This is a genomic window from Shigella sp. FJ200513 (genome assembly GCF_040495915.1).
In the GTDB taxonomy this organism is placed as follows: Bacteria; Pseudomonadota; Gammaproteobacteria; order Enterobacterales; family Enterobacteriaceae; genus ECMA0423.
In genome coordinates, this window is record NZ_JBDYCV010000005.1 from 1 (window position 1) to 19,445 (window position 19,445).

Here is a 19,445-nt window from a genome sequence, read left to right on the forward strand (position 1 = left end):
TCTGCTGAACAATTGCGATCTTTTCCTGTGTGGTACGCCGTCTGCGTTTCTCCGGCCCTAAGACATCAATCATCTGTTCTCCAATGACTAGTCTAAAAACTAGTATTAAGACTATCACTTAAATAAGTGATACTGGTTGTCTGGAGATTCAGGGGGCCAGTCTAAATATCGATTAAGTAAAACTTAAAGAATACATAACAATTATATTTTCAATTGCAATCATTCATTTTTGTGATGATACTCTGAATGGGATTAAGCGATAATGTAATAGAAAACACTGTAAATTAGAGGATTAATTCATAATTTACAGTGCATTAAAGACAAATGTTTACAGCGTTGGGGGGAGAGTCTCTGGATCTGGCTGCTTTTTGATCTCAGTACTGCGATTTTCCAGTTCGCTGATTCTTTGTTCAAGCAGCGCCAGTTTCTCACGAGTCCGTAACAGGACTTGCGTTTGGACGTCGAACTCTTCACGGCTTACAAGGTCGAGGCGCGTCAGCTGAGCTTGTAGGGTTTGGCGGATTTTTTTCTCCACATCTTCCCCGAACTCCCTGATTCCTTTAGGCATTGATTCGTGAACCTGGCGAGCGATTTGCTCAATTTTTTTCGGGTCAATCATTGTAGTTTCCCTGTACTGATAGGTGTTGAGTACCATTGTAGTGCGATAAGGGTAAGTCATAAACCAGAATTATGTGAAGCTATGCGTTGCTGCCGCTAATCATTAGCGTTATAGTGAATCCGCTTATTCTCAGGGCGGGGCGAAATTCCCCACCGGCGGTAAATCAACTCAGTTGAAAGCCCGCGAGCGCTTTGGGTGCGAACTCAAAGGACAGCAGATCCGGTGTAATTCCGGGGCCGACGGTTAGAGTCCGGATGGGAGAGAGTAACGATTCTGTCGGGCATGGACCCGCTCACGTTATTTTGGCTATATGCCGCCACTCCTAAGACTGCCCTGATTCTGGTAACCATAATTTTAGTGAGGTTTTTTTACCATGAATCAGACGCTACTTTCCTCTTTTGGTACGCCTTTCGAACGTGTTGAAAATGCACTGGCTGCGCTGCGTGAAGGACGCGGTGTAATGGTGCTTGATGATGAAGACCGTGAAAACGAAGGCGATATGATCTTCCCGGCAGAAACCATGACCGTTGAGCAGATGGCGCTGACCATTCGCCACGGTAGCGGTATTGTTTGCCTGTGCATCACTGAAGATCGCCGTAAACAACTTGATCTGCCAATGATGGTAGAAAATAACACCAGCGCCTATGGCACCGGTTTTACCGTGACCATTGAAGCGGCTGAAGGTGTGACTACCGGTGTTTCTGCCGCTGATCGTATTACGACCGTTCGCGCAGCGATTGCCGATGGCGCAAAACCTTCTGATCTGAATCGCCCGGGCCACGTTTTCCCACTTCGCGCGCAGGCAGGTGGTGTACTGACGCGTGGCGGTCATACTGAAGCGACTATTGATTTGATGACGCTGGCAGGCTTTAAACCGGCTGGTGTGCTGTGTGAGCTGACTAATGACGATGGCACGATGGCGCGTGCACCAGAGTGCATTGAGTTTGCCAATAAACACAATATGGCGCTCGTGACTATTGAAGACCTGGTGGCATACCGTCAGGCACATGAGCGTAAAGCCAGCTGAAAACCGCTGCTTAATTACTGCCTTAATCAAGAAACCGAAGTTGTAGCTGGCTTCGGTTTTTATTTTGCCCTGCTATGCAAGATGTTAATTCCGCTTCTCTTTCTATGAGAAAATTTCATTAATATCAGGCATTCTTTTTCATTATGATCAAAATCATATAATTGTTCCGTTATTATGCGACCATATGAATATATCCGAAAAAGGATATGTGAAATTTATGCGCTAAATGTTTAGTATTGTTAAATATTAAGGGTAAAAGGATGTTTATCGCCTGGTACTGGATTGTATTGATTGCTCTGGTTGTGGTGGGTTATTTCCTGCATTTGAAACGTTATTGTCGGGCGTTTCGCCAGGACAGAGACGCACTGCTTGAAGCGCGGAACAAATACTTAAACAGTACGAGAGAAGAGACAGCCGAAAAGGTAGAATAAGGCTTTCGTGAAGCTGGCAGAAGTTGTCCATGTGCTGGACAACTTCTGATGTTGTTTTTAACCAATTCCCGCCGTTTGTAGCAGCACTAAACTGAATCCCATCACTGACATTCCACATAGTACGCCATAGCTGGGGTTATTATTAGGGTCAATCTCTTTGGCGAGCGGCATTAATTCATCAACCGAGAGCGCCACCATAATTCCTGCAACCGCCGCCATGATTGCCGCCATGACCACCGGGGAAATCATGCTACCGAGGATTAACCACGCCAGCACACCACCAAGAATTTCTGCTAGTCCAGAAATCCCCGCCCACAGAATCGCGGTGCGTTTAGACCCCGTTGCCGCATAAACCGGGCCTGCCACTGCCAGACCTTCAGGGATATTGTGCAACGCGACGGCCAGTGCGATGCCAAATCCCAGCTCCAGGTTGCTGCTCGCCGTGACAAAGGTGGCAATCCCTTCCGGGAAGTTATGCAGACTGATGCCGAGAGTGAGCAGAATGGCTGTGCGCTTGATCGATTTTGGCAACAGCTGCACCGATTTTTGCATTAAATCCTGCGGATGCGCATGCGGCAACATGCGGTCCAGGCCAAAGTAGCCAAGCAGACCGAAGATAAACATTCCATAACCCAACACCGGCGACATTCCTTCAGCTGCTAGTGCGGCAGGAAGCATTTCCATTAATGAGATGAGCAACATGATCCCCGCCGCAAAACCTAGCGAAAACGCCAGTAAGCGGTTCGAGGGTTTTTGTCCGAGAACGCCGAGAAACGCGCCAATAAACGTGGCTGCCCCCGCCAGTATGGTCAGAATGAGAGGTACTGACATCGACAACTCCTTATAAATCTTCACCTTCAGGCAGATCGTCAAAATAACTGATGATCATCATCATTGTTATCCGGGTTCTTACTCCGCCGAACAAGCGTATTGTGAGGATATCAAAATGACACCTTTAGTTAAGGATATCATCATGTCTTCAACACGTATGCCAGCATTGTTTTTAGGTCACGGTAGTCCGATGAACGTGCTGGAAGATAATTTGTATACCCGCAGCTGGCAGAAGTTGGGGATGACATTGCCACGCCCGCAAGCGATTGTGGTGGTTTCGGCTCACTGGTTTACCCGTGGAACAGGAGTGACCGCGATGGAGACGCCGCCCACGATTCATGACTTTGGTGGCTTCCCGCAGGCGCTGTACGATACGCATTATCCTGCTCCGGGTTCGCCTGCGCTGGCACAGCGTCTGGTTGAGCTGTTAGCGCCGATCCCGGTGACGCTGGATAAAGAAGCCTGGGGCTTTGACCACGGCTCGTGGGGCGTGCTGATTAAGATGTATCCTGACGCCGATATCCCTATGGTGCAGTTGAGTATCGACAGTAGCAAACCTGCCGCCTGGCATTTCGAAATGGGGCGCAAACTCGCGGCGCTGCGTGATGAAGGAATAATGTTGGTCGCCAGCGGTAATGTGGTGCATAACCTGCGCACAGTGAAGTGGCACGGTGATAGTTCACCGTATCCGTGGGCGACGTCGTTTAATGAGTATGTGAAAGCGAATCTGACGTGGCAAGGGCCGGTAGAGCAGCATCCTCTGGTGAATTATCTCGACCATGAAGGTGGCGCGTTATCGAACCCAACGCCAGAGCACTATCTGCCGTTGTTGTATGTGTTAGGTGTGTGGGATGGGCAGGAGCCAATTACCATTCCGGTCGATGGTATAGAAATGGGCAGTTTAAGTATGCTGTCGGTGCAGATAGGCTAACAATTACCGGATGGCGAGTGCCATCCGGTATCGTGGCTTATTCAACAAAAATATGTGGATAAAACCGAGACATATCCTGGGTGATCAACGCACGGTCTTCACGAATGCCAATTCCGGCAGGTTGATCGTTCACCAGCCAGCTACCAATCAGCATATAGCTGTCGCCGAATTTCGGTAACGGGTGGAATTGCTGAACAATCATCCCTTCTTCGCCATACGGACCTTCCGCTGCTTCAATGGTTTTGCCGTTCTCAATGATCGACACGTTTGCGCCTTCACGGGAGAAGATCGGTTTAACCACATATTTTTCCATTTGCGGATGATCATCTTCCGCAAAATAAGCGGGCAGCAGGTTCGGGTGATTCGGGAACATCTCCCACAGTAGCGGTAGAAGTGCCTTGTTGGAGATAATGCTCTTCCACGCCGGTTCCAGCCAGCGTACGCCAGCATCTTCCAGCTTGGTGGAGAACATTTCGCGCAGCATAAATTCCCACGGATAAAGCTTGAACAGGTTAGAAATCACCTGATCCTGTAAATCCGTGAACTGGCCTTTTTCGCCTAAACCTATCTCGTCGATGTAGAGGAACTCGGTGGCGATTTCAGCTTCGGTTGCGCAGTCCTGCAAATACTGAATGGTTCCGCGATCTTCCACCGTGTCGCGACAGCAGGTGAGATGCAGCAACTGGAAGCCATACTGTTCACGCAGCTCAACGAAGCGATCGATCAGTTTTTCTTGCAGACTGTTAAACTGGTCGCTGCCCTCCGGCAAGTTACCGGCGTTAAGCTGATCTTCCAGCCAGATCCACTGAAAGAACGCCGCCTCGTATAGTGACGTTGGCGTATCGGCGTTATTTTCCAGAAGTTTAGGTTCGCCAGTGCCATCCCACGCCAGATCAAGACGCGAATAAAGCGATGGCTGGTGAGTCAGCCATGATTGACGCACAAAACTCCAGGTGTGTTTTGGTATGCGGAATTTGGTCATCAGCTCATCGCTGGCGATCACTTTTTCCACCACTTTCAGGCACATCTGGTGCAGTTCGGCGGTGACTTCTTCCAGCTTTTCAACCTGGGCGAGGGTCAACTTGTAGTAAGCATCTTCACACCAGTACGGCTCGCCGTACATGGTGTGAAAATTGAAACCGTATTCGTGGGCTTTCTCACGCCAGTCCGGGCGCTCGGTAATACTGACTCTTTCCATCGGTATCAGCCACCCATTGAACGAGAAGAGGTGCCGGTTGCGCTACGCTGCATAGTGCTTTGTTTGGCAACAGATTCACCAAAACCGCCACGGGTAACGGTAGTGGTGGTCGCCGGTTTTGGTGCCATTGCCGTCTTCGGTACGGTCATGGTGCGGCCTGGCTGGGCTGCGCCATAGTTTTTACCCGTCGCGTCGGTATATTTACCGTAAGCCGGACTGGCCGGGTTTTTCGAGGAGAACAGCGGCTGCTGTGCAAATCCCGCGCCGCCGCCCATCAGACGCCCCATCATGTAACCGGCCATCAGCGGCATCCAGAAACTCCCGCTGGATTGCTGAGCCTGCGCCTGGTTTTCTGGTGCCATGCCAGCCTGGGCTGGTGCTTGCTGACACTGACCTTCACCAAATTCAGCAACACAGTCTTCACGGGTGGCGTATTTCGGCGCAGTACGTTCGGCTTCTTTCAGCGCATTGTTGTACGCGGTGGTACATTCGGCGCTTTTGCCTGGGTTTGCAGCTGAACAGTCGTCAGCATTTTGATAGAGAGACACTGTTTCATCACTCTTTTCACAGCCAGCCAGCATAAAAACAGTGGCAACCGCGAGAGCGACTGGTGTCAGATGGCGTGCGCTCCAGTTTTTGCGGAACGATGCGTGGCGTATGGATTTTGTCCGTTTCATTTTTGTCTTCCGGGACCAGTGGTAAATACCCATCAGAATAGAGGATGGCTGGTCGAAATTGAAGCGAGAAGGGGGAAGAATGCGGCAGATAACCCGTATCTTTACGTTGCCTTACGTTCAGACGGGGCCGAAGCCCCGTCGTCGTCATCAGTTACGGAAAGGGTTATGACCGTTACTGGTGGTAGTGCGTGCGGATGTTTGCTGAACGACGGGTGCCGGGCTATCAGGCGCATAACCATCAGCAATAGCATTCTGTTCCGGCGTTTGCGGGGCAACGTTTTCCGGATTAGTGGAAACCGGTTTGCTCAGCGCATTGTTCAGTGCCAGCAAATCCTGCTCGTTCAACGTACCCAGGGCTGACTTAATATTCAGCTGATTAATCAGGTAGTTATAACGCGCATTCGCCAGCTCTTGCTTGGCGTTGTACAGCGTGGTGGTCGCATCCAACACATCAACAATGGTACGCGTACCGACCGAGTAGCCCGCTTCCATCGCGTCTAATGAGCTTTGCGCGGAAACTACGGCTTGTTTGTAGGCGTTAATACTACTGATAGAAGCATTAATGTTGTTGAAGGAGGAACGTACGGTTTGCACGACGCTACGATGTGCGCTTTCCAGTTGCTCACTGGCACCAACAAAGTTGTACTGTGCCTGTTTCACCTGCGAGTTAACCATTCCGCCCTGATAAATCGGCAGCGAGAAGCTCAGGCCAACTTTGTTCTGGCCCATATTGCTATCGTCATACTGGGTACCAGCGGCACCACGGGTTTTCGAACCGCTATAAGAGGTGTCAGAAATCCCGGTAGAAGCCGTTAAATCCAGAGTCGGTAAGTGACCATCCTGCGCCTGGCGAATTTGCTCGCGCTCCAGGTCCTGGCTCAAGCGTGCCTGTAACAGCGACAGGTTGCGTTTTTCGGCTTCTTTCAGCAGCGCGTTAACCGGCTGTGGTTTGTCGGTTTTAAAGTTTTCGACATTCAGCGCCGCCAGTTCCGGATAGTAGTTACCGGTGATCTGGCGCAGCTGCTCTACCGCGTTATCAAGGTTATTACGTGCGGTCACTTCGTTCGCCAGCACGGTATCGTACTGCGCGCGGGCGTTCTGCACGTCGGTGATCGCTACCAGGCCCACGTTAAAACGTTGGGTGGTTTGATCTAATTGACGGTAGATCGCTTCTTTTTGTGCCTGTGTATAGGAAAGAACGTCAATAGCATTCAACACGTTGAAATAAGCGGTCGCGGTGTTGAGGATCAAGGTTTGCTGATCGGTCTGATATGTGACGTCCTGAATCCCTGCTGCTTTTTCCTGCAGCGTTAACGCACGCCATTTCGACATATCAAAAATGGATTGAGTTAACTGCAGGGACGCACTGGTCGCGTTCGAGTTGATGCCGTTCGCGTCGCGGTAGCCGTTGCTATAGGTGTAATCTGCACCTAAACCTAGCTGTGGCAGTAATGGACTGCGCGCTTCATTAATTTTTTCAAAGGCAGCATCACGATCGGCGGCAGACTTACGCAATTCCGGGTTACTAAGGCGTGCTTGCTGATAAACTTGCATCAGGTTCTCGGCCTGGCTCAACGAACTGAACCCAGAAAGGCTCAGGCCGATAAGAATGGGGAGCAATTTCTTCATTTGCATTCCTTGTGGTGAAGCAGTATTTAGCGCGATCAAACTGTAAAATTATTGCGGATTCTAGCAGAAGCCGCTACCGCAAAAGGTTGGCGTTACGTGCCATAGGGCGTTAATGTGCCTCAATTTAACATATGACTGCTCAAACGGCAGTCAAACGTCGCTGAAATTCACATTTAATTCACTATTAGTGCTAGGACATTAACAATGCTTAAGCCAGACAACCTGCCCGTTACATTTGGCAAAAACGATGTAGAAATTATTGCACGAGAAACACTTTATCGCGGCTTTTTTTCATTAGATCTTTATAGATTTCGTCATCGTCTATTCAACGGGCAAATGAGTCATGAGGTACGGCGGGAAATTTTTGAGCGCGGTCACGCCGCAGTCTTGCTACCCTTTGACCCAGTGCGTGATGAAGTTGTGCTGATTGAGCAGATTCGGATTGCCGCGTACGACACCAGCGAAACCCCCTGGCTACTGGAGATGGTTGCCGGGATGATTGAAGAGGGTGAAAGTGTGGAAGATGTTGCCCGTCGCGAAGCGATTGAAGAGGCGGGACTGATAGTCAAACGGACCAAACCGGTGTTAAGTTTCCTGGCAAGCCCGGGGGGCACCAGTGAGCGTTCGTCAATTATGGTGGGCGAAGTGGACGCCACGACCGCAAGCGGTATTCATGGTCTGGCTGATGAAAACGAAGATATTCGCGTTCATGTGGTAAGCCGGGAACAGGCATACCAGTGGGTAGAAGAGGGGAAAATCGACAACGCAGCGTCGGTTATCGCTTTGCAATGGCTGCAGCTGCATCATCAAGCGTTAAAAAATGAGTGGGCATAAATGAAGCGTTACACACCTGACTTTCCTGAAATGATGCGCCTGTGCGAGATGAACTTTTCACAATTGCGCCGTTTGTTACCGCGCAATGACGCACCCGGCGAAACTGTAAGCTATCAGGTGGCAAACGCACAATATCGGCTGACGATTGTGGAATCGACCCGATACACTACCCTGGTGACAATAGAACAGACTGCGCCCGCGATCAGTTACTGGAGCCTTCCGTCAATGACGGTGCGTCTGTATCATGACGCGATGGTGGCTGAAGTGTGTTCAAGCCAGCAGATTTTTCGCTTCAAAGCGCGGTATGATTATCCTAATAAAAAGTTGCATCAACGCGACGAAAAGCATCAAATTAACCAGTTTTTAGCGGACTGGTTGCGATACTGTTTAGCACATGGAGCGATGGCGATTCCGGTTTACTAGCGTCGTGAAACCTAAGGACACCATTTGGAAAGCCTGTTAACCCTTCCTCTGGCTGGTGAGGCCAGAGGAAGGATTTTACAAATTACCGATACTCACCTGTTTGCACAAAAGCACGAAGCCCTGTTAGGGGTAAACACCTGGGAAAGCTACCAGGCGGTGCTGGAGGCGATTCGTCCACACCAGCACGAATTCGACCTGATTGTCGCGACAGGTGATTTAGCGCAGGATCAATCCTCTGCGGCCTATCAGCATTTCGCTGAAGGCATCGCAAGTTTTCGTGCGCCCTGCGTCTGGCTGCCGGGCAACCACGATTTCCAGCCCGCGATGTACAGCGCGTTACAGGATGCGGGTATCTCCCCGGCGAAGCGGGTGTTTATTGGTGAGCAATGGCAAATCCTGTTGCTGGATAGCCAGGTGTTTGGCGTGCCGCACGGTGAGCTGAGCGAGTTTCAGCTTGAGTGGCTGGAACGTAAACTGGCCGATGCGCCAGAACGCCATACGTTGCTGCTGCTGCATCATCATCCGCTACCTGCGGGTTGTAGTTGGCTCGATCAACACAGTCTGCGTAACGCGGGCGAACTGGATACCGTGCTGGCGAAGTTTCCGCACGTCAAATACTTGCTGTGCGGTCATATTCATCAGGAGCTGGATCTCGACTGGAACGGTCGCCGCCTGCTGGCAACGCCGTCGACCTGTGTGCAGTTTAAGCCGCACTGTTCCAACTTTACGCTGGATACTATCGCGCCCGGCTGGCGTACTCTCGAGTTACATGCTGATGGCACGCTGACCACCGAGGTGCATCGCCTGGCGGACACACGTTTCCAACCTGATACCGCTTCAGAAGGCTACTGATGTCTACGCTTCTTTATTTACACGGTTTCAACAGCTCGCCGCGCTCTGCAAAAGCGAGCTTGTTAAAAAACTGGCTGGCGGAACATCACCCTGACGTTGAGATGATCATTCCGCAGTTGCCGCCGTATCCTTCCGACGCGGCAGAACTGCTGGAATCCATTGTCCTGGAACATGGCGGCGATTCGCTGGGTATTGTCGGTTCGTCACTGGGGGGATATTACGCCACCTGGTTGTCGCAATGTTTTATGCTGCCCGCAGTGGTGGTAAACCCGGCGGTACGCCCGTTTGAATTGCTGACGGACTATCTCGGTCAGAACGAGAACCCCTACACCGGGCAGCAATATGTGCTAGAGTCACGCCATATTTACGATCTCAAAGTCATGCAGATTGACCCGCTGGAAGCGCCGGATTTGATCTGGCTGCTGCAACAGACGGGAGATGAAGTGCTGGATTACCGCCAGGCGGTGGCGTACTATGCTTCCTGCCGCCAGACTGTCATAGAAGGCGGCAACCACGCATTCACGGGCTTCGAAGATTATTTCAACCCGATCGTCGATTTTCTTGGTCTGCACCATCTCTGACGATCAACTCGAATTGCTAACTTAAACCATGACGCAAACTTATAACGCTGATGCCATTGAGGTACTCACCGGGCTTGAGCCGGTTCGCCGCCGTCCGGGGATGTATACCGATACCACTCGCCCTAACCATTTGGGGCAAGAAGTTATTGATAACAGTGTCGATGAAGCACTGGCGGGTCACGCAAAACGCGTGGATGTAATCTTACATGCTGACCAGTCGTTAGAAGTGATTGACGATGGGCGCGGGATGCCGGTGGATATTCACCCGGAAGAAGGAGTACCGGCGGTTGAACTGATTCTTTGCCGTCTGCATGCAGGCGGTAAATTCTCTAACAAAAATTACCAGTTCTCTGGCGGCCTGCATGGCGTGGGGATTTCGGTAGTTAACGCCTTGTCGAAGCGCGTAGAAGTTAACGTGCGCCGCGATGGTCAGGTTTATAACATCGCCTTTGAAAATGGCGAAAAGGTGCAGGATTTACAGGTTGTCGGCACTTGCGGTAAACGCAATACCGGTACCAGCGTGCACTTCTGGCCGGATGAAACCTTCTTTGACAGCCCGCGTTTTTCTGTTTCACGCCTGACGCATGTGCTGAAGGCCAAAGCAGTACTGTGCCCCGGCGTTGAGATTACCTTTAAAGATGAGATCAACAACACCGAACAGCGCTGGTGCTATCAGGACGGTCTGAATGATTACCTGGCGGAAGCGGTAAACGGTTTACCGACGCTGCCAGAAAAACCGTTTATCGGTAATTTCGCTGGCGATACTGAAGCTGTGGACTGGGCGCTACTGTGGCTGCCGGAAGGCGGTGAACTGCTGACCGAAAGCTACGTCAACCTTATCCCAACGATGCAGGGCGGTACCCATGTTAATGGTCTGCGTCAGGGCCTGTTGGACGCGATGCGTGAGTTCTGTGAATACCGCAACATTCTGCCGCGCGGCGTGAAGCTGTCGGCGGAAGATATCTGGGATCGCTGCGCCTATGTTCTGTCGGTTAAAATGCAGGATCCGCAGTTTGCCGGGCAGACCAAAGAGCGTCTCTCTTCGCGTCAGTGTGCGGCATTCGTTTCGGGCGTGGTGAAAGATGCCTTCATCCTGTGGCTGAACCAGAACGTTCAGGCGGCGGAGTTGCTGGCAGAGATGGCGATTTCCAGCGCCCAGCGTCGTATGCGTGCGGCTAAAAAAGTGGTGCGTAAAAAGCTGACCAGCGGCCCGGCGCTGCCTGGCAAACTGGCTGATTGTACCGCGCAGGGCCTTAACCGTACCGAACTGTTCCTCGTGGAAGGTGACTCCGCAGGCGGATCTGCCAAGCAGGCGCGCGATCGTGAATATCAGGCGATCATGCCGCTGAAAGGTAAGATCCTTAACACCTGGGAAGTTTCTTCCGACGAAGTGCTGGCCTCGCAGGAAGTGCATGATATTTCGGTAGCGATCGGTATCGATCCTGACAGCGACGATCTGAGCCAGCTTCGTTATGGCAAAATCTGTATCCTCGCGGATGCGGACTCTGATGGTCTGCACATTGCCACGCTGCTCTGCGCTTTGTTCGTAAAACACTTCCGCGCGTTGGTGAAACACGGTCACGTTTACGTCGCACTGCCACCGCTCTACCGTATTGATCTCGGGAAAGAGGTTTATTACGCGCTGACGGAAGAAGAGAAAGAGGGCGTACTTGAGCAATTAAAACGCAAGAAAGGCAAGCCGAACGTCCAGCGTTTTAAAGGTCTGGGGGAAATGAACCCGATGCAATTGCGTGAAACCACGCTTGATCCGAACACTCGCCGTCTGGTGCAGTTGACTATCGATGATGAAGACGATCAGCGTACTGACGCGATGATGGATATGCTGCTGGCGAAGAAACGCTCGGAAGATCGCCGCAACTGGTTGCAAGAGAAAGGCGACATGGCGGAGATTGAGGTTTAAAGGAAAGAACATTGCCCGGTCAGGATGGCCGGGCAAACAAGGCAGGATTAAATCCCTGGCTGCAGAATACGGATATTCATCTCCAGCACGTCGCCTTTTACGGCTTCGCTGTACGCCTTCATGTGCGGGGTTTGCAGATGCGCTTCAAGGTGCGCGATGCTTTCCCACTGCTCAATCATCACGATAGAATCCGGTGCCATAGACTGGAAACTCACGCCAGCAGCGCAATCCACCATTGGCGCATAGCCGTGGCAACCTTCTTCTTTCAGTACGGTTGGAACGATTTTAGCAAACTGATCCAATACCGCCTGACGGTGATGTTGACCAGGACGAGTACGGATTTCTGCGATTACGGTAAGCATGGTTAACTCCTTCTAAAGCCTGAGCTCTAGTTAACCAAAAATTTCCACAAGATGCTTGCGATATTCTTCAGTATAGCGGGGAACATCAGGCATTTTTATCACGTCATTAGCGATAAATGTCGGCAGCGGTTCCATACCGAGGAATTGGTTTGCTTTATGGAACGGCAGATACACACCGTCAACGCCAACGCCGTGGAAGAACTGATCTTTTTCGGTGAAGGCTTCCATTGGTGCGTTCCAGGTTAGAGAAAGCATATATTTTTTGTCCTGTACCAGGCTGCCGGAACCGTATTTTTTCGACGGATCTTTGCGGGTACGACCATCGCTGGCATACAGAGTCCCGTGACCTTCGGTGAATACATCATCAATATATTTTTTCACTGTCCACGGCGCGCCCATCCACCAGCCTGGCATCTGCCAGATCACCACATCAGCCCAGAGAAAGTTTTGTACTTCCGCTTTGACATTGTAGTCGCTGTCGGCGCGAACGATGCGGACATCATGCCCGAGGTCGCGCAGTGTGCCATCCGCGACTTCGGTCAGGGTGTCGTTCAGTTGACCATTGGAGTGGGCGAATTTTTTCGCGCCGTTGATAATCAGGATGTTGCTCATTTTTTAATCTCAAGGTGAGACGTTTGTCGACTATAGTACGTCACAGAGCGGTACTGTGAAATTAGCAAAATGTGCAAAGTCTTTTGCGAATTTAGCAAAAGTCTGATCTAGCTCTGACTCACCGATGCAGGATAAATATTTTCTGAAAATGACAATACTGATAGCCATTCCTCATAATTCTTACTCGCACCGGAATAATTTACACGTTTGGTTCGGTTTTTTTGGGGATTGAAAATATGGCTTTGAATAAGTAAAAGATGAAAATATCAACGTGTCATGTTGATAATTATAAATGGATTTTTATGAGCGTACTGATATATGTTAAAGCAGAAAATTAAAACAATATTTGAAGCATTGCCATATATAATGCTTACTTATTGGTTAATAGATTCTTTTTTTGCTTTCAATAAGTATGACTGGATGCTTGAGTCGGGAGGCAATATTTGCAGTATACCTTCCGTTTCAGGCGAAGATCGTATATTGCAAGCAATGATTGCAGCATTTTTTCTTCTTACGCCACTTATTATTCTTATCTTAAGAAAACTCTTTATGCGGGAAATGTTCGAGTTTTGGCTATATGTATTCTCGCTCGTTATTTGTCTGGTTTGTGGTTGGTGGCTTTTTTGGGGACGGTTTATATTTTGCTATTAGTAAAATCTATGAGAGTCGTTTTAACGGCTCTCATAGACAGAGAAGTTACCAGCTTACCTTCGCCTCAAATCCACCTTGTTCCGCATTCCCAAACTCAACATTCATGTCATGCAGCTTGGCGATTCGCTGGACAATCGATAGCCCAAGTCCACTGCCGGTAGCGGTTTGTCCGGGTGGGCGATAGAAGCGTTCGCCAATTCGCGCCAGTGCCTCTGGTGTCACACCGGGGCCGTTATCCAGCAAATTTCGCACCAACAAACTTAGCAATAGCGGTTGTCCGGTGCGTTTGATGCCGTGGGCATTGAGTGTCAGTCGCACGTCAATTTTCGCCTGCTGCGCCGTGTGGTAAATATCCATCACCGACGATTGTAGGAGATCTTCAAGCGGGATCTCCGCGACGTCCTGAAGGTTATCCAGTGAGTCCAGCCGCGATAGCGTGAGCAGTTGATCAACCAGACGAGTAGCGCGATCGATCCCGGAATGTAATTGGAGCAGTGCTTTTTTCCGCGCCTGCGGATCATCGTCAGAGAGCTGCGCAACTTCGGTTTGCACTTTCAGCGCTGTTAACGGGCTACGTAGTTCGTGAGCTGCATCGGAGGTAAAGCGTCGTTCTCGAACCATCATCGCATGTGTGCGGGCGAACAGTTGATTTAGCGACTCAACCAGTGGCCGCACTTCGCTGGGTACGCCAGTCGCGTTTAGTGGTTTTTCCGAGTCAGGGTCACGCATACGTAGTGCCAGCGCCAGTTTGTTCAGCGGCGCGAGTTCACGACCCAGTAGTACCATCATGATGATTAACATAATCGGCAGTGCGACCAGCCACGGGATCAATTGCCCGGCAACAATCGCCAGCGCCATGTCTTCACGGTATTCCCATTCCTGGCCAACAACGATGCGATATTTGCCATCAGGTGAGGTCATCCAGACAAAACGCCAAGGATCGTCTTCACCGACCAGTTGCCCGTCAGCAAAACCTTCCCGTTGATAGCTATAGGGAATATCTTCTCCGTTATCGCCATCATTAAGGACCATTCTGCCGTCGTGGGTAAAGATGGCAAAGGTCAGCGCATCGTCATCAACATGACCGTGTTTTAATTTATTTGGCGTCTGTGCCATGCGATCCGCCGCGTTGATTTCGTTGAGATCGAGCGTACTTAACCGTTTGGCAAACAGCATCAGTTGGGTGTCGAACAATTCATCGACGTTATCCGTTGTTTGTTTCCAGGCGACAAAGCTGGAAAGCAGCCAGGTCACCGAGGCCAGAATTAAAAAGATTAGCGTCAGCCTGACGCGCAGACTAAGACGTTGGGTAAATTTCATTTCTCACCTAATGTGTAGCCAATACCATGCACGGTACGAATAAAATCACTACCGAGTTTGCGTCGCAGATGATGCACATGCACTTCAACGGCATTACTGGTGACCTCTTCGTCCCAGGTATACAGTTTCTCTTCAATCAGTTTGCGCGGCAGTACCCGACCAGCGTTACGCATCAGTAATTCCAGCAGGGCAAATTCTTTTGGTTTCAGTGTTAAGGGTTCGCCAGCCAGCGTGGCGATACGTTTGCCGGGGTCGAGCATGACGTTACCGTGGCGCAGCTCGTTGCTGGCCTGGCCGTTGGTTCGGCGCATCAGAGCCTCCAGCCTGGCGGCGACTTCTATCAACGCAAAAGGTTTACACAGATAATCGTCAGCTCCCAGACGCAGCCCTTCTACACGTTCCGCTAACGCATCACGCGCGGTCAGGTTCAGTACCGGCTCACGCTGACCTTTCTCTCGCCATTCGCGCAAAATATCGCGACCATCCATGCCTGGTAAGGTTAAATCCAGGATCACCGCATCATAAGGTGCGCTATAAAGCGCCTCTTTTCCCTGACGACCTTGTGTAAACCAGTCGACACTAAAACCCATTTTACTAAGGCCAGTTTTGATGCCGTCACCAATCAGCATGTCATCTTCTATCAGTAAAATTCGCATTTTTTCATCCCTGCGATAACCGTATTTGCTGCCAGTAAACCGTGTTGTAACGCGCTCTGTACAGCATTAAATTTTATTTTTTTCCCTTAAGAAGTTGTTAAGGACTATCTTGTTAAATGCTCGGAAACAGACATTAAAGGGAGTAATAAACATGAAAAAATTCGCAGCAGTAATCGCAGTAATGGCCCTGTGCAGTGCACCGGTGATGGCAGCAGAGCAGGGCGGTTTTTCTGGCCCATCGGTAACGCAAAGTCAGGCCGGAGGATTTCAGGGGCCGAACGGCAGCGTAACGACTGTAGAAAGCGCAAAATCCCTGCGTGACGACACCTGGGTAACCCTGCGCGGCAATATCGTTGAACGCATCTCTGACGATCTCTACGTGTTTAAAGATGCCAGCGGTACTATCAATGTTGATATCGATCACAAACGCTGGAACGGTGTGACGGTGACGCCGAAAGATACGGTTGAGATTCAGGGTGAAGTCGATAAAGACTGGAATTCTGTTGAAATTGACGTCAAACAGATCCGCAAAGTAAATCCGTAATTGTTACCGCTCCCGGGACGCGTTCCCGGGAATAATTTCGCAGGGAGGCAAAATGACAAACCTGACACTGGATGTAAACATTATCGATTTCCCATCAATCCCTGTGGCGATGTTGCCGCACCGCTGTAGCCCTGAGTTGCTCAACTACAGTGTGGCGAAATTTATCATGTGGCGTAAAGAGACGGGGCTTTCTCCTGTTAACCAAAGCCAGACTTTTGGCGTCGCCTGGGACGCCCCTGCCACCACCGCACCGGAAGCGTTTCGCTTTGATATCTGCGGCAGCGTTAGCGAACCGATTCCCGATAATCGTTATGGTGTGAGCAATGGTGAACTTACCGGTGGACGTTATGCCGTGGCCCGCCACGTTGGCGAGCTGGACGATATTTCACACACGATATGGGGCATTATTCGCCACTGGCTGCCTGCAAGCGGCGAGAAAATGCGTAAAGCACCGATTCTGTTTCACTACACCAATCTTGCCGAAGGGGTGACAGAGCAGCGACTGGAAACGGATGTTTATGTGCCGTTGGCGTGATGGGGAATCTTTACCGGAGTGTGAGCCAAATCACTCGCGATAAGTTTGAGCGAACAATGTCACAGGCGTATTGTTGTTGGGCTTATAATTTCTCCGGTAAGGAATACCATGTATACGCGAAATTTATTATCCGGTGCGCCGTAAGCCGTCTCGGGGATATCCATGAGCAAGCCGCACTTATGGCAGGAGGCGCGGGGCACTGGTGGAGACACAGCTAAACTGGGCTGAACCGTATACTTACAGTCGACTACTTTGATGCTTTAGGCTTCCCTGGACTCGCATAACCTCAACTTCTCGAATCGCCCGGAGCGGACCCCCATGCCGAGTGGTGTGGCATGGGCGCAACCTTGTGCTGCCCTCTATGCCGATCAAGTCTACAGCAAAGAGTTGTATATCAAGGCACATTGATGCCTTTATCGCCGTCGGAGCACGTCCGGCGGCGCTATTCACGCTGATCTCCTGTGACTCGACGCGGCAGATAATGTAGTATCTCCGGCAATATTGCCCCTTTGAAGGCTGGCGAATAAGTTGAGGAATCAGAATTAATGAGCGATATGGCAGAGCGCCTTGCGCTACATGAATTTACGGAAAACGCCTACTTAAACTACTCCATGTACGTGATCATGGACCGTGCGTTGCCGTTTATTGGTGATGGTCTGAAACCTGTTCAGCGCCGCATTGTGTATGCGATGTCTGAACTGGGCCTGAATGCCAGCGCCAAATTTAAAAAATCGGCCCGTACCGTCGGTGACGTACTGGGTAAATACCATCCGCACGGCGATATCGCCTGTTATGAAGCGATGGTCCTGATGGCGCAGCCGTTCTCTTACCGTTATCCGCTGGTTGATGGTCAGGGGAACTGGGGCGCGCCGGACGATCCGAAATCGTTCGCGGCAATGCGTTACACCGAATCCCGGTTGTCGAAATATTCCGAGCTGCTATTGAGCGAGCTGGGGCAGGGGACGGCTGACTGGGTGCCAAACTTCGACGGCACTTTGCAGGAGCCGAAAATGCTACCTGCCCGTCTGCCAAACATTTTGCTTAACGGCACCACCGGTATTGCCGTCGGCATGGCGACCGATATTCCACCGCATAACCTGCGTGAAGTAGCTCAGGCGGCAATCGCATTAATCGACCAGCCGAAAACTACGCTCGATCAGCTGCTGGATATCGTGCAGGGGCCGGATTATCCGACTGAAGCGGAAATTATCACTTCGCGCGCCGAGATTCGTAAAATCTACGAGAACGGACGTGGTTCAGTGCGTATGCGCGCGGTGTGGAAGAAAGAAGATGGCGCGGTGGTTATCAGCGCATTACCGCATCAGGTTTCAGGTGCGCGCGTACTGGAGCAAATTGCTGCGCAAATGCGCAACAAAAAGCTGCCGATGGTTGACGATCTGCGCGATGAATCTGACCACGAGAACCCGACCCGTCTGGTGATTGTGCCGCGTTCCAACCGCGTGGATATGGATCAGGTGATGAACCACCTCTTCGCTACCACCGATCTGGAAAAGAGCTATCGCATTAACCTCAATATGATCGGTCTGGATGGTCGTCCGGCGGTGAAAAACCTGCTGGAAATCCTCTCCGAATGGCTGGTGTTCCGTCGCGATACCGTGCGCCGCCGACTGAACTATCGTCTGGAGAAAGTCCTCAAGCGCCTGCATATCCTGGAAGGTTTGCTGGTGGCGTTTCTCAACATCGACGAAGTGATTGAGATCATTCGTAACGAAGATGAACCGAAACCGGCGCTGATGTCGCGGTTTGGCCTTACGGAAACCCAGGCGGAAGCGATCCTCGAACTGAAACTGCGTCATCTTGCCAAACTGGAAGAGATGAAGATTCGCGGTGAGCAGAGTGAGCTGGAAAAAGAGCGCGACCAGTTGCAGGGCATTTTGGCTTCCGAGCGTAAAATGAATAACCTGCTGAAGAAAGAACTGCAGGCAGACGCGCAAGCCTACGGTGACGATCGTCGTTCGCCGTTGCAGGAACGCGAAGAAGCGAAAGCGATGAGCGAGCACGACATGCTGCCGTCTGAACCTGTCACCATTGTGCTGTCGCAGATGGGCTGGGTACGCAGCGCTAAAGGCCATGATATCGACGCGCCGGGCCTGAATTATAAAGCGGGTGATAGCTTCAAAGCGGCGGTGAAAGGTAAGAGTAACCAACCGGTAGTGTTTGTTGATTCCACCGGTCGTAGCTATGCCATCGACCCGATTACGCTGCCGTCGGCGCGTGGTCAGGGCGAACCACTCACCGGCAAATTAACGTTGCCGCCTGGGGCGACCGTTGACCATATGCTGATGGAAAGCGACGATCAGAAACTGCTGATGGCTTCCGATGCGGGTTACGGTTTCGTCTGCACCTTTAACGATCTGGTAGCGCGTAACCGTGCGGGTAAGGCTTTGATCACCTTACCGGAAAATGCCCATGTTATGCCGCCGGTGGTGATTGAAGATGCTTCCGATATGCTGCTGGCAATCACTCAGGCAGGCCGTATGTTGATGTTCCCGGTAAGCGATCTGCCGCAGCTGTCGAAGGGCAAAGGCAACAAGATTATCAACATTCCATCGGCAGAAGCCGCGCGTGGCGAGGATGGTCTGGCGCAACTGTACGTTCTGCCGCCGCAAAGCACGCTGACCATTCATGTTGGGAAACGCAAAATTAAACTGCGTCCGGAAGAGCTACAGAAAGTCACTGGCGAACGTGGACGCCGCGGTACGTTGATGCGCGGTTTGCAGCGTATCGATCGTGTTGAGATCGACTCTCCTCGCCGTGCCAGCAGCGGTGATAGCGAAGAGTAATATGCCG

The 19,445-nt window shown here is 51.1% G+C and carries 21 protein-coding genes and 1 riboswitch; of the genes, 12 read left to right on the plus strand and 9 right to left on the minus strand.

The features are described from left to right. Positions 1-328: 328 nt before the first annotated feature. Positions 329-619, minus strand: a complete 291-nt coding sequence (gene ubiK, locus ABZJ92_RS02100; RefSeq protein ID WP_001295626.1) for a ubiquinone biosynthesis accessory factor UbiK — start codon at positions 617-619, stop codon at positions 329-331. 121 nt (positions 620-740) lie between these two features. Further along, positions 741-889: riboswitch (FMN riboswitch) on the plus strand. A gap of 103 nt (positions 890-992) precedes the next feature. Between ubiK and ribB the strand changes: the two genes are divergently transcribed. Together ribB and yqiD are read left to right on the plus strand one after the other, a co-directional pair. Further along, positions 993-1,646 (plus strand): 3,4-dihydroxy-2-butanone-4-phosphate synthase, encoded by a 654-nt coding sequence (gene ribB, locus ABZJ92_RS02105; protein WP_001076997.1) that lies wholly within the window; start codon positions 993-995, stop codon positions 1,644-1,646. Between the two features lie 260 nt (positions 1,647-1,906). Then, complete coding sequence (gene yqiD / locus ABZJ92_RS02110) at positions 1,907-2,077, plus strand: protein YqiD (protein WP_000469266.1); 171 nt, start codon at positions 1,907-1,909, stop codon at positions 2,075-2,077. 57 nt (positions 2,078-2,134) lie between these two features. Here yqiD and zupT read toward each other — a convergent pair whose 3' ends face one another. After that, the gene (gene zupT / locus ABZJ92_RS02115) at positions 2,135-2,908 is read right to left on the minus strand and encodes a zinc transporter ZupT (protein WP_005051906.1); all 774 of its coding nucleotides are present in this window, start codon (positions 2,906-2,908) and stop codon (positions 2,135-2,137) included. Between the two features lie 142 nt (positions 2,909-3,050). Here zupT and ygiD point away from each other — a divergent pair, with 142 nt between their 5' ends. Beyond that, positions 3,051-3,839, plus strand: coding sequence for a 4,5-DOPA-extradiol-dioxygenase (gene ygiD, locus ABZJ92_RS02120; RefSeq protein ID WP_005051905.1), 789 nt, complete (start codon positions 3,051-3,053; stop codon positions 3,837-3,839). 37 nt (positions 3,840-3,876) lie between these two features. On the opposite strand, the gene ABZJ92_RS02125 is transcribed toward ygiD, so the two are convergent. The 3 genes from ABZJ92_RS02125 to tolC form a co-directional block, all read right to left on the minus strand. Continuing rightward, positions 3,877-5,037, minus strand: coding sequence for a glutathionylspermidine synthase family protein (locus tag ABZJ92_RS02125; RefSeq protein ID WP_000442868.1), 1,161 nt, complete (start codon positions 5,035-5,037; stop codon positions 3,877-3,879). Between the two features lie 5 nt (positions 5,038-5,042). Next, positions 5,043-5,714, minus strand: coding sequence for a DUF1190 family protein (locus tag ABZJ92_RS02130; protein ID WP_000831543.1), 672 nt, complete (start codon positions 5,712-5,714; stop codon positions 5,043-5,045). 147 nt (positions 5,715-5,861) lie between these two features. Continuing rightward, the gene (gene tolC, locus ABZJ92_RS02135) at positions 5,862-7,343 is read right to left on the minus strand and encodes an outer membrane channel protein TolC (protein ID WP_000735285.1); all 1,482 of its coding nucleotides are present in this window, start codon (positions 7,341-7,343) and stop codon (positions 5,862-5,864) included. A gap of 204 nt (positions 7,344-7,547) precedes the next feature. On the opposite strand from tolC, the gene nudF reads away from it, so the two are divergent. Genes nudF through parE form a run of 5 tightly spaced genes read left to right on the plus strand, consistent with a single transcriptional unit; the run spans position 7,548 to position 11,954 of the window. Further along, a complete protein-coding gene (gene nudF, locus ABZJ92_RS02140; protein WP_000917117.1) occupies positions 7,548-8,177 on the plus strand; it encodes an ADP-ribose diphosphatase in 630 nt (209 codons plus the stop codon). Continuing rightward, on the plus strand, positions 8,178-8,600 hold the full coding sequence (locus tag ABZJ92_RS02145) for a DUF1249 family protein (protein WP_000833393.1): 423 nt from the start codon (positions 8,178-8,180) through the stop codon (positions 8,598-8,600). It begins immediately after the preceding gene. A gap of 24 nt (positions 8,601-8,624) precedes the next feature. After that, the gene (gene cpdA, locus ABZJ92_RS02150; RefSeq protein ID WP_000444728.1) at positions 8,625-9,452 is read left to right on the plus strand and encodes a 3',5'-cyclic-AMP phosphodiesterase; all 828 of its coding nucleotides are present in this window, start codon (positions 8,625-8,627) and stop codon (positions 9,450-9,452) included. Next, positions 9,452-10,033 (plus strand): esterase YqiA, encoded by a 582-nt coding sequence (yqiA, locus tag ABZJ92_RS02155; RefSeq protein WP_000105733.1) that lies wholly within the window; start codon positions 9,452-9,454, stop codon positions 10,031-10,033. Before cpdA ends, yqiA begins: the two co-directional genes overlap by 1 nt. Before the next feature lie 28 nt (positions 10,034-10,061). After that, positions 10,062-11,954 carry a DNA topoisomerase IV subunit B gene (parE, locus tag ABZJ92_RS02160; protein ID WP_000195299.1) on the plus strand — a complete coding sequence of 631 codons (1,893 nt, stop codon included), beginning with the start codon at positions 10,062-10,064 and terminating at the stop codon, positions 11,952-11,954. 47 nt (positions 11,955-12,001) lie between these two features. Here the strand turns inward: parE and ABZJ92_RS02165 are convergent, their stop codons facing one another. Both ABZJ92_RS02165 and mdaB read right to left on the minus strand, forming a co-directional pair. Next, a complete protein-coding gene (locus ABZJ92_RS02165) occupies positions 12,002-12,316 on the minus strand; it encodes a putative quinol monooxygenase (RefSeq protein ID WP_000958598.1) in 315 nt (104 codons plus the stop codon). 30 nt (positions 12,317-12,346) lie between these two features. Further along, complete coding sequence (gene mdaB / locus ABZJ92_RS02170; protein WP_000065436.1) at positions 12,347-12,928, minus strand: NADPH:quinone oxidoreductase MdaB; 582 nt, start codon at positions 12,926-12,928, stop codon at positions 12,347-12,349. 318 nt (positions 12,929-13,246) lie between these two features. Here mdaB and ABZJ92_RS02175 point away from each other — a divergent pair, with 318 nt between their 5' ends. Beyond that, entirely contained in the window at positions 13,247-13,579 is a 333-nt protein-coding gene (locus ABZJ92_RS02175) for a DUF2645 family protein (protein WP_000917687.1), read from the plus strand. A 45-nt stretch (positions 13,580-13,624) separates the two neighbouring features. On the opposite strand, the gene qseC is transcribed toward ABZJ92_RS02175, so the two are convergent. Continuing rightward, the gene (gene qseC, locus ABZJ92_RS02180) at positions 13,625-14,899 is read right to left on the minus strand and encodes a quorum sensing histidine kinase QseC (RefSeq protein ID WP_000673374.1); all 1,275 of its coding nucleotides are present in this window, start codon (positions 14,897-14,899) and stop codon (positions 13,625-13,627) included. Continuing rightward, a complete protein-coding gene (gene qseB, locus ABZJ92_RS02185; RefSeq protein WP_001221509.1) occupies positions 14,896-15,555 on the minus strand; it encodes a quorum sensing response regulator transcription factor QseB in 660 nt (219 codons plus the stop codon). The genes qseC and qseB overlap by 4 nt, the downstream gene beginning before the upstream one ends. 151 nt (positions 15,556-15,706) lie before the next feature. On the opposite strand from qseB, the gene ygiW reads away from it, so the two are divergent. From ygiW to parC, 3 genes are all read left to right on the plus strand, one after another. Further along, a complete protein-coding gene (ygiW, locus tag ABZJ92_RS02190) occupies positions 15,707-16,099 on the plus strand; it encodes an OB fold stress tolerance protein YgiW (RefSeq protein ID WP_005051900.1) in 393 nt (130 codons plus the stop codon). A gap of 52 nt (positions 16,100-16,151) precedes the next feature. Beyond that, on the plus strand, positions 16,152-16,634 hold the full coding sequence (locus tag ABZJ92_RS02195) for an AraC family transcriptional regulator (RefSeq protein WP_000183483.1): 483 nt from the start codon (positions 16,152-16,154) through the stop codon (positions 16,632-16,634). Positions 16,635-17,179: 545 nt separating this feature from the next. Further along, complete coding sequence (parC, locus tag ABZJ92_RS02200) at positions 17,180-19,438, plus strand: DNA topoisomerase IV subunit A (RefSeq protein ID WP_001281841.1); 2,259 nt, start codon at positions 17,180-17,182, stop codon at positions 19,436-19,438. Positions 19,439-19,445 lie beyond the last annotated feature (7 nt).

Excerpts from the sequence above, each read along its gene's own strand:
- ubiK (WP_001295626.1), bottom strand. The coding sequence starts at position 619 with ATGATTGACCCGAAAAAAATTGAGCAAATCGCTCGCCAGGTTCACGAA.
- ribB (WP_001076997.1), top strand. The coding sequence starts at position 993 with ATGAATCAGACGCTACTTTCCTCTTTTGGTACGCCTTTCGAACGTGTT.
- yqiD (WP_000469266.1), top strand. The coding sequence starts at position 1,907 with ATGTTTATCGCCTGGTACTGGATTGTATTGATTGCTCTGGTTGTGGTG.
- zupT (WP_005051906.1), bottom strand. The coding sequence starts at position 2,908 with ATGTCAGTACCTCTCATTCTGACCATACTGGCGGGGGCAGCCACGTTT.
- ygiD (WP_005051905.1), top strand. The coding sequence starts at position 3,051 with ATGTCTTCAACACGTATGCCAGCATTGTTTTTAGGTCACGGTAGTCCG.
- ABZJ92_RS02125 (WP_000442868.1), bottom strand. The coding sequence starts at position 5,037 with ATGGAAAGAGTCAGTATTACCGAGCGCCCGGACTGGCGTGAGAAAGCC.
- ABZJ92_RS02130 (WP_000831543.1), bottom strand. The coding sequence starts at position 5,714 with ATGAAACGGACAAAATCCATACGCCACGCATCGTTCCGCAAAAACTGG.
- tolC (WP_000735285.1), bottom strand. The coding sequence starts at position 7,343 with ATGAAGAAATTGCTCCCCATTCTTATCGGCCTGAGCCTTTCTGGGTTC.
- nudF (WP_000917117.1), top strand. The coding sequence starts at position 7,548 with ATGCTTAAGCCAGACAACCTGCCCGTTACATTTGGCAAAAACGATGTA.
- ABZJ92_RS02145 (WP_000833393.1), top strand. The coding sequence starts at position 8,178 with ATGAAGCGTTACACACCTGACTTTCCTGAAATGATGCGCCTGTGCGAG.
- yqiA (WP_000105733.1), top strand. The coding sequence starts at position 9,452 with ATGTCTACGCTTCTTTATTTACACGGTTTCAACAGCTCGCCGCGCTCT.
- parE (WP_000195299.1), top strand. The coding sequence starts at position 10,062 with ATGACGCAAACTTATAACGCTGATGCCATTGAGGTACTCACCGGGCTT.
- ABZJ92_RS02165 (WP_000958598.1), bottom strand. The coding sequence starts at position 12,316 with ATGCTTACCGTAATCGCAGAAATCCGTACTCGTCCTGGTCAACATCAC.
- mdaB (WP_000065436.1), bottom strand. The coding sequence starts at position 12,928 with ATGAGCAACATCCTGATTATCAACGGCGCGAAAAAATTCGCCCACTCC.
- ABZJ92_RS02175 (WP_000917687.1), top strand. The coding sequence starts at position 13,247 with ATGTTAAAGCAGAAAATTAAAACAATATTTGAAGCATTGCCATATATA.
- qseC (WP_000673374.1), bottom strand. The coding sequence starts at position 14,899 with ATGAAATTTACCCAACGTCTTAGTCTGCGCGTCAGGCTGACGCTAATC.
- qseB (WP_001221509.1), bottom strand. The coding sequence starts at position 15,555 with ATGCGAATTTTACTGATAGAAGATGACATGCTGATTGGTGACGGCATC.
- ygiW (WP_005051900.1), top strand. The coding sequence starts at position 15,707 with ATGAAAAAATTCGCAGCAGTAATCGCAGTAATGGCCCTGTGCAGTGCA.
- ABZJ92_RS02195 (WP_000183483.1), top strand. The coding sequence starts at position 16,152 with ATGACAAACCTGACACTGGATGTAAACATTATCGATTTCCCATCAATC.
- parC (WP_001281841.1), top strand. The coding sequence starts at position 17,180 with ATGAGCGATATGGCAGAGCGCCTTGCGCTACATGAATTTACGGAAAAC.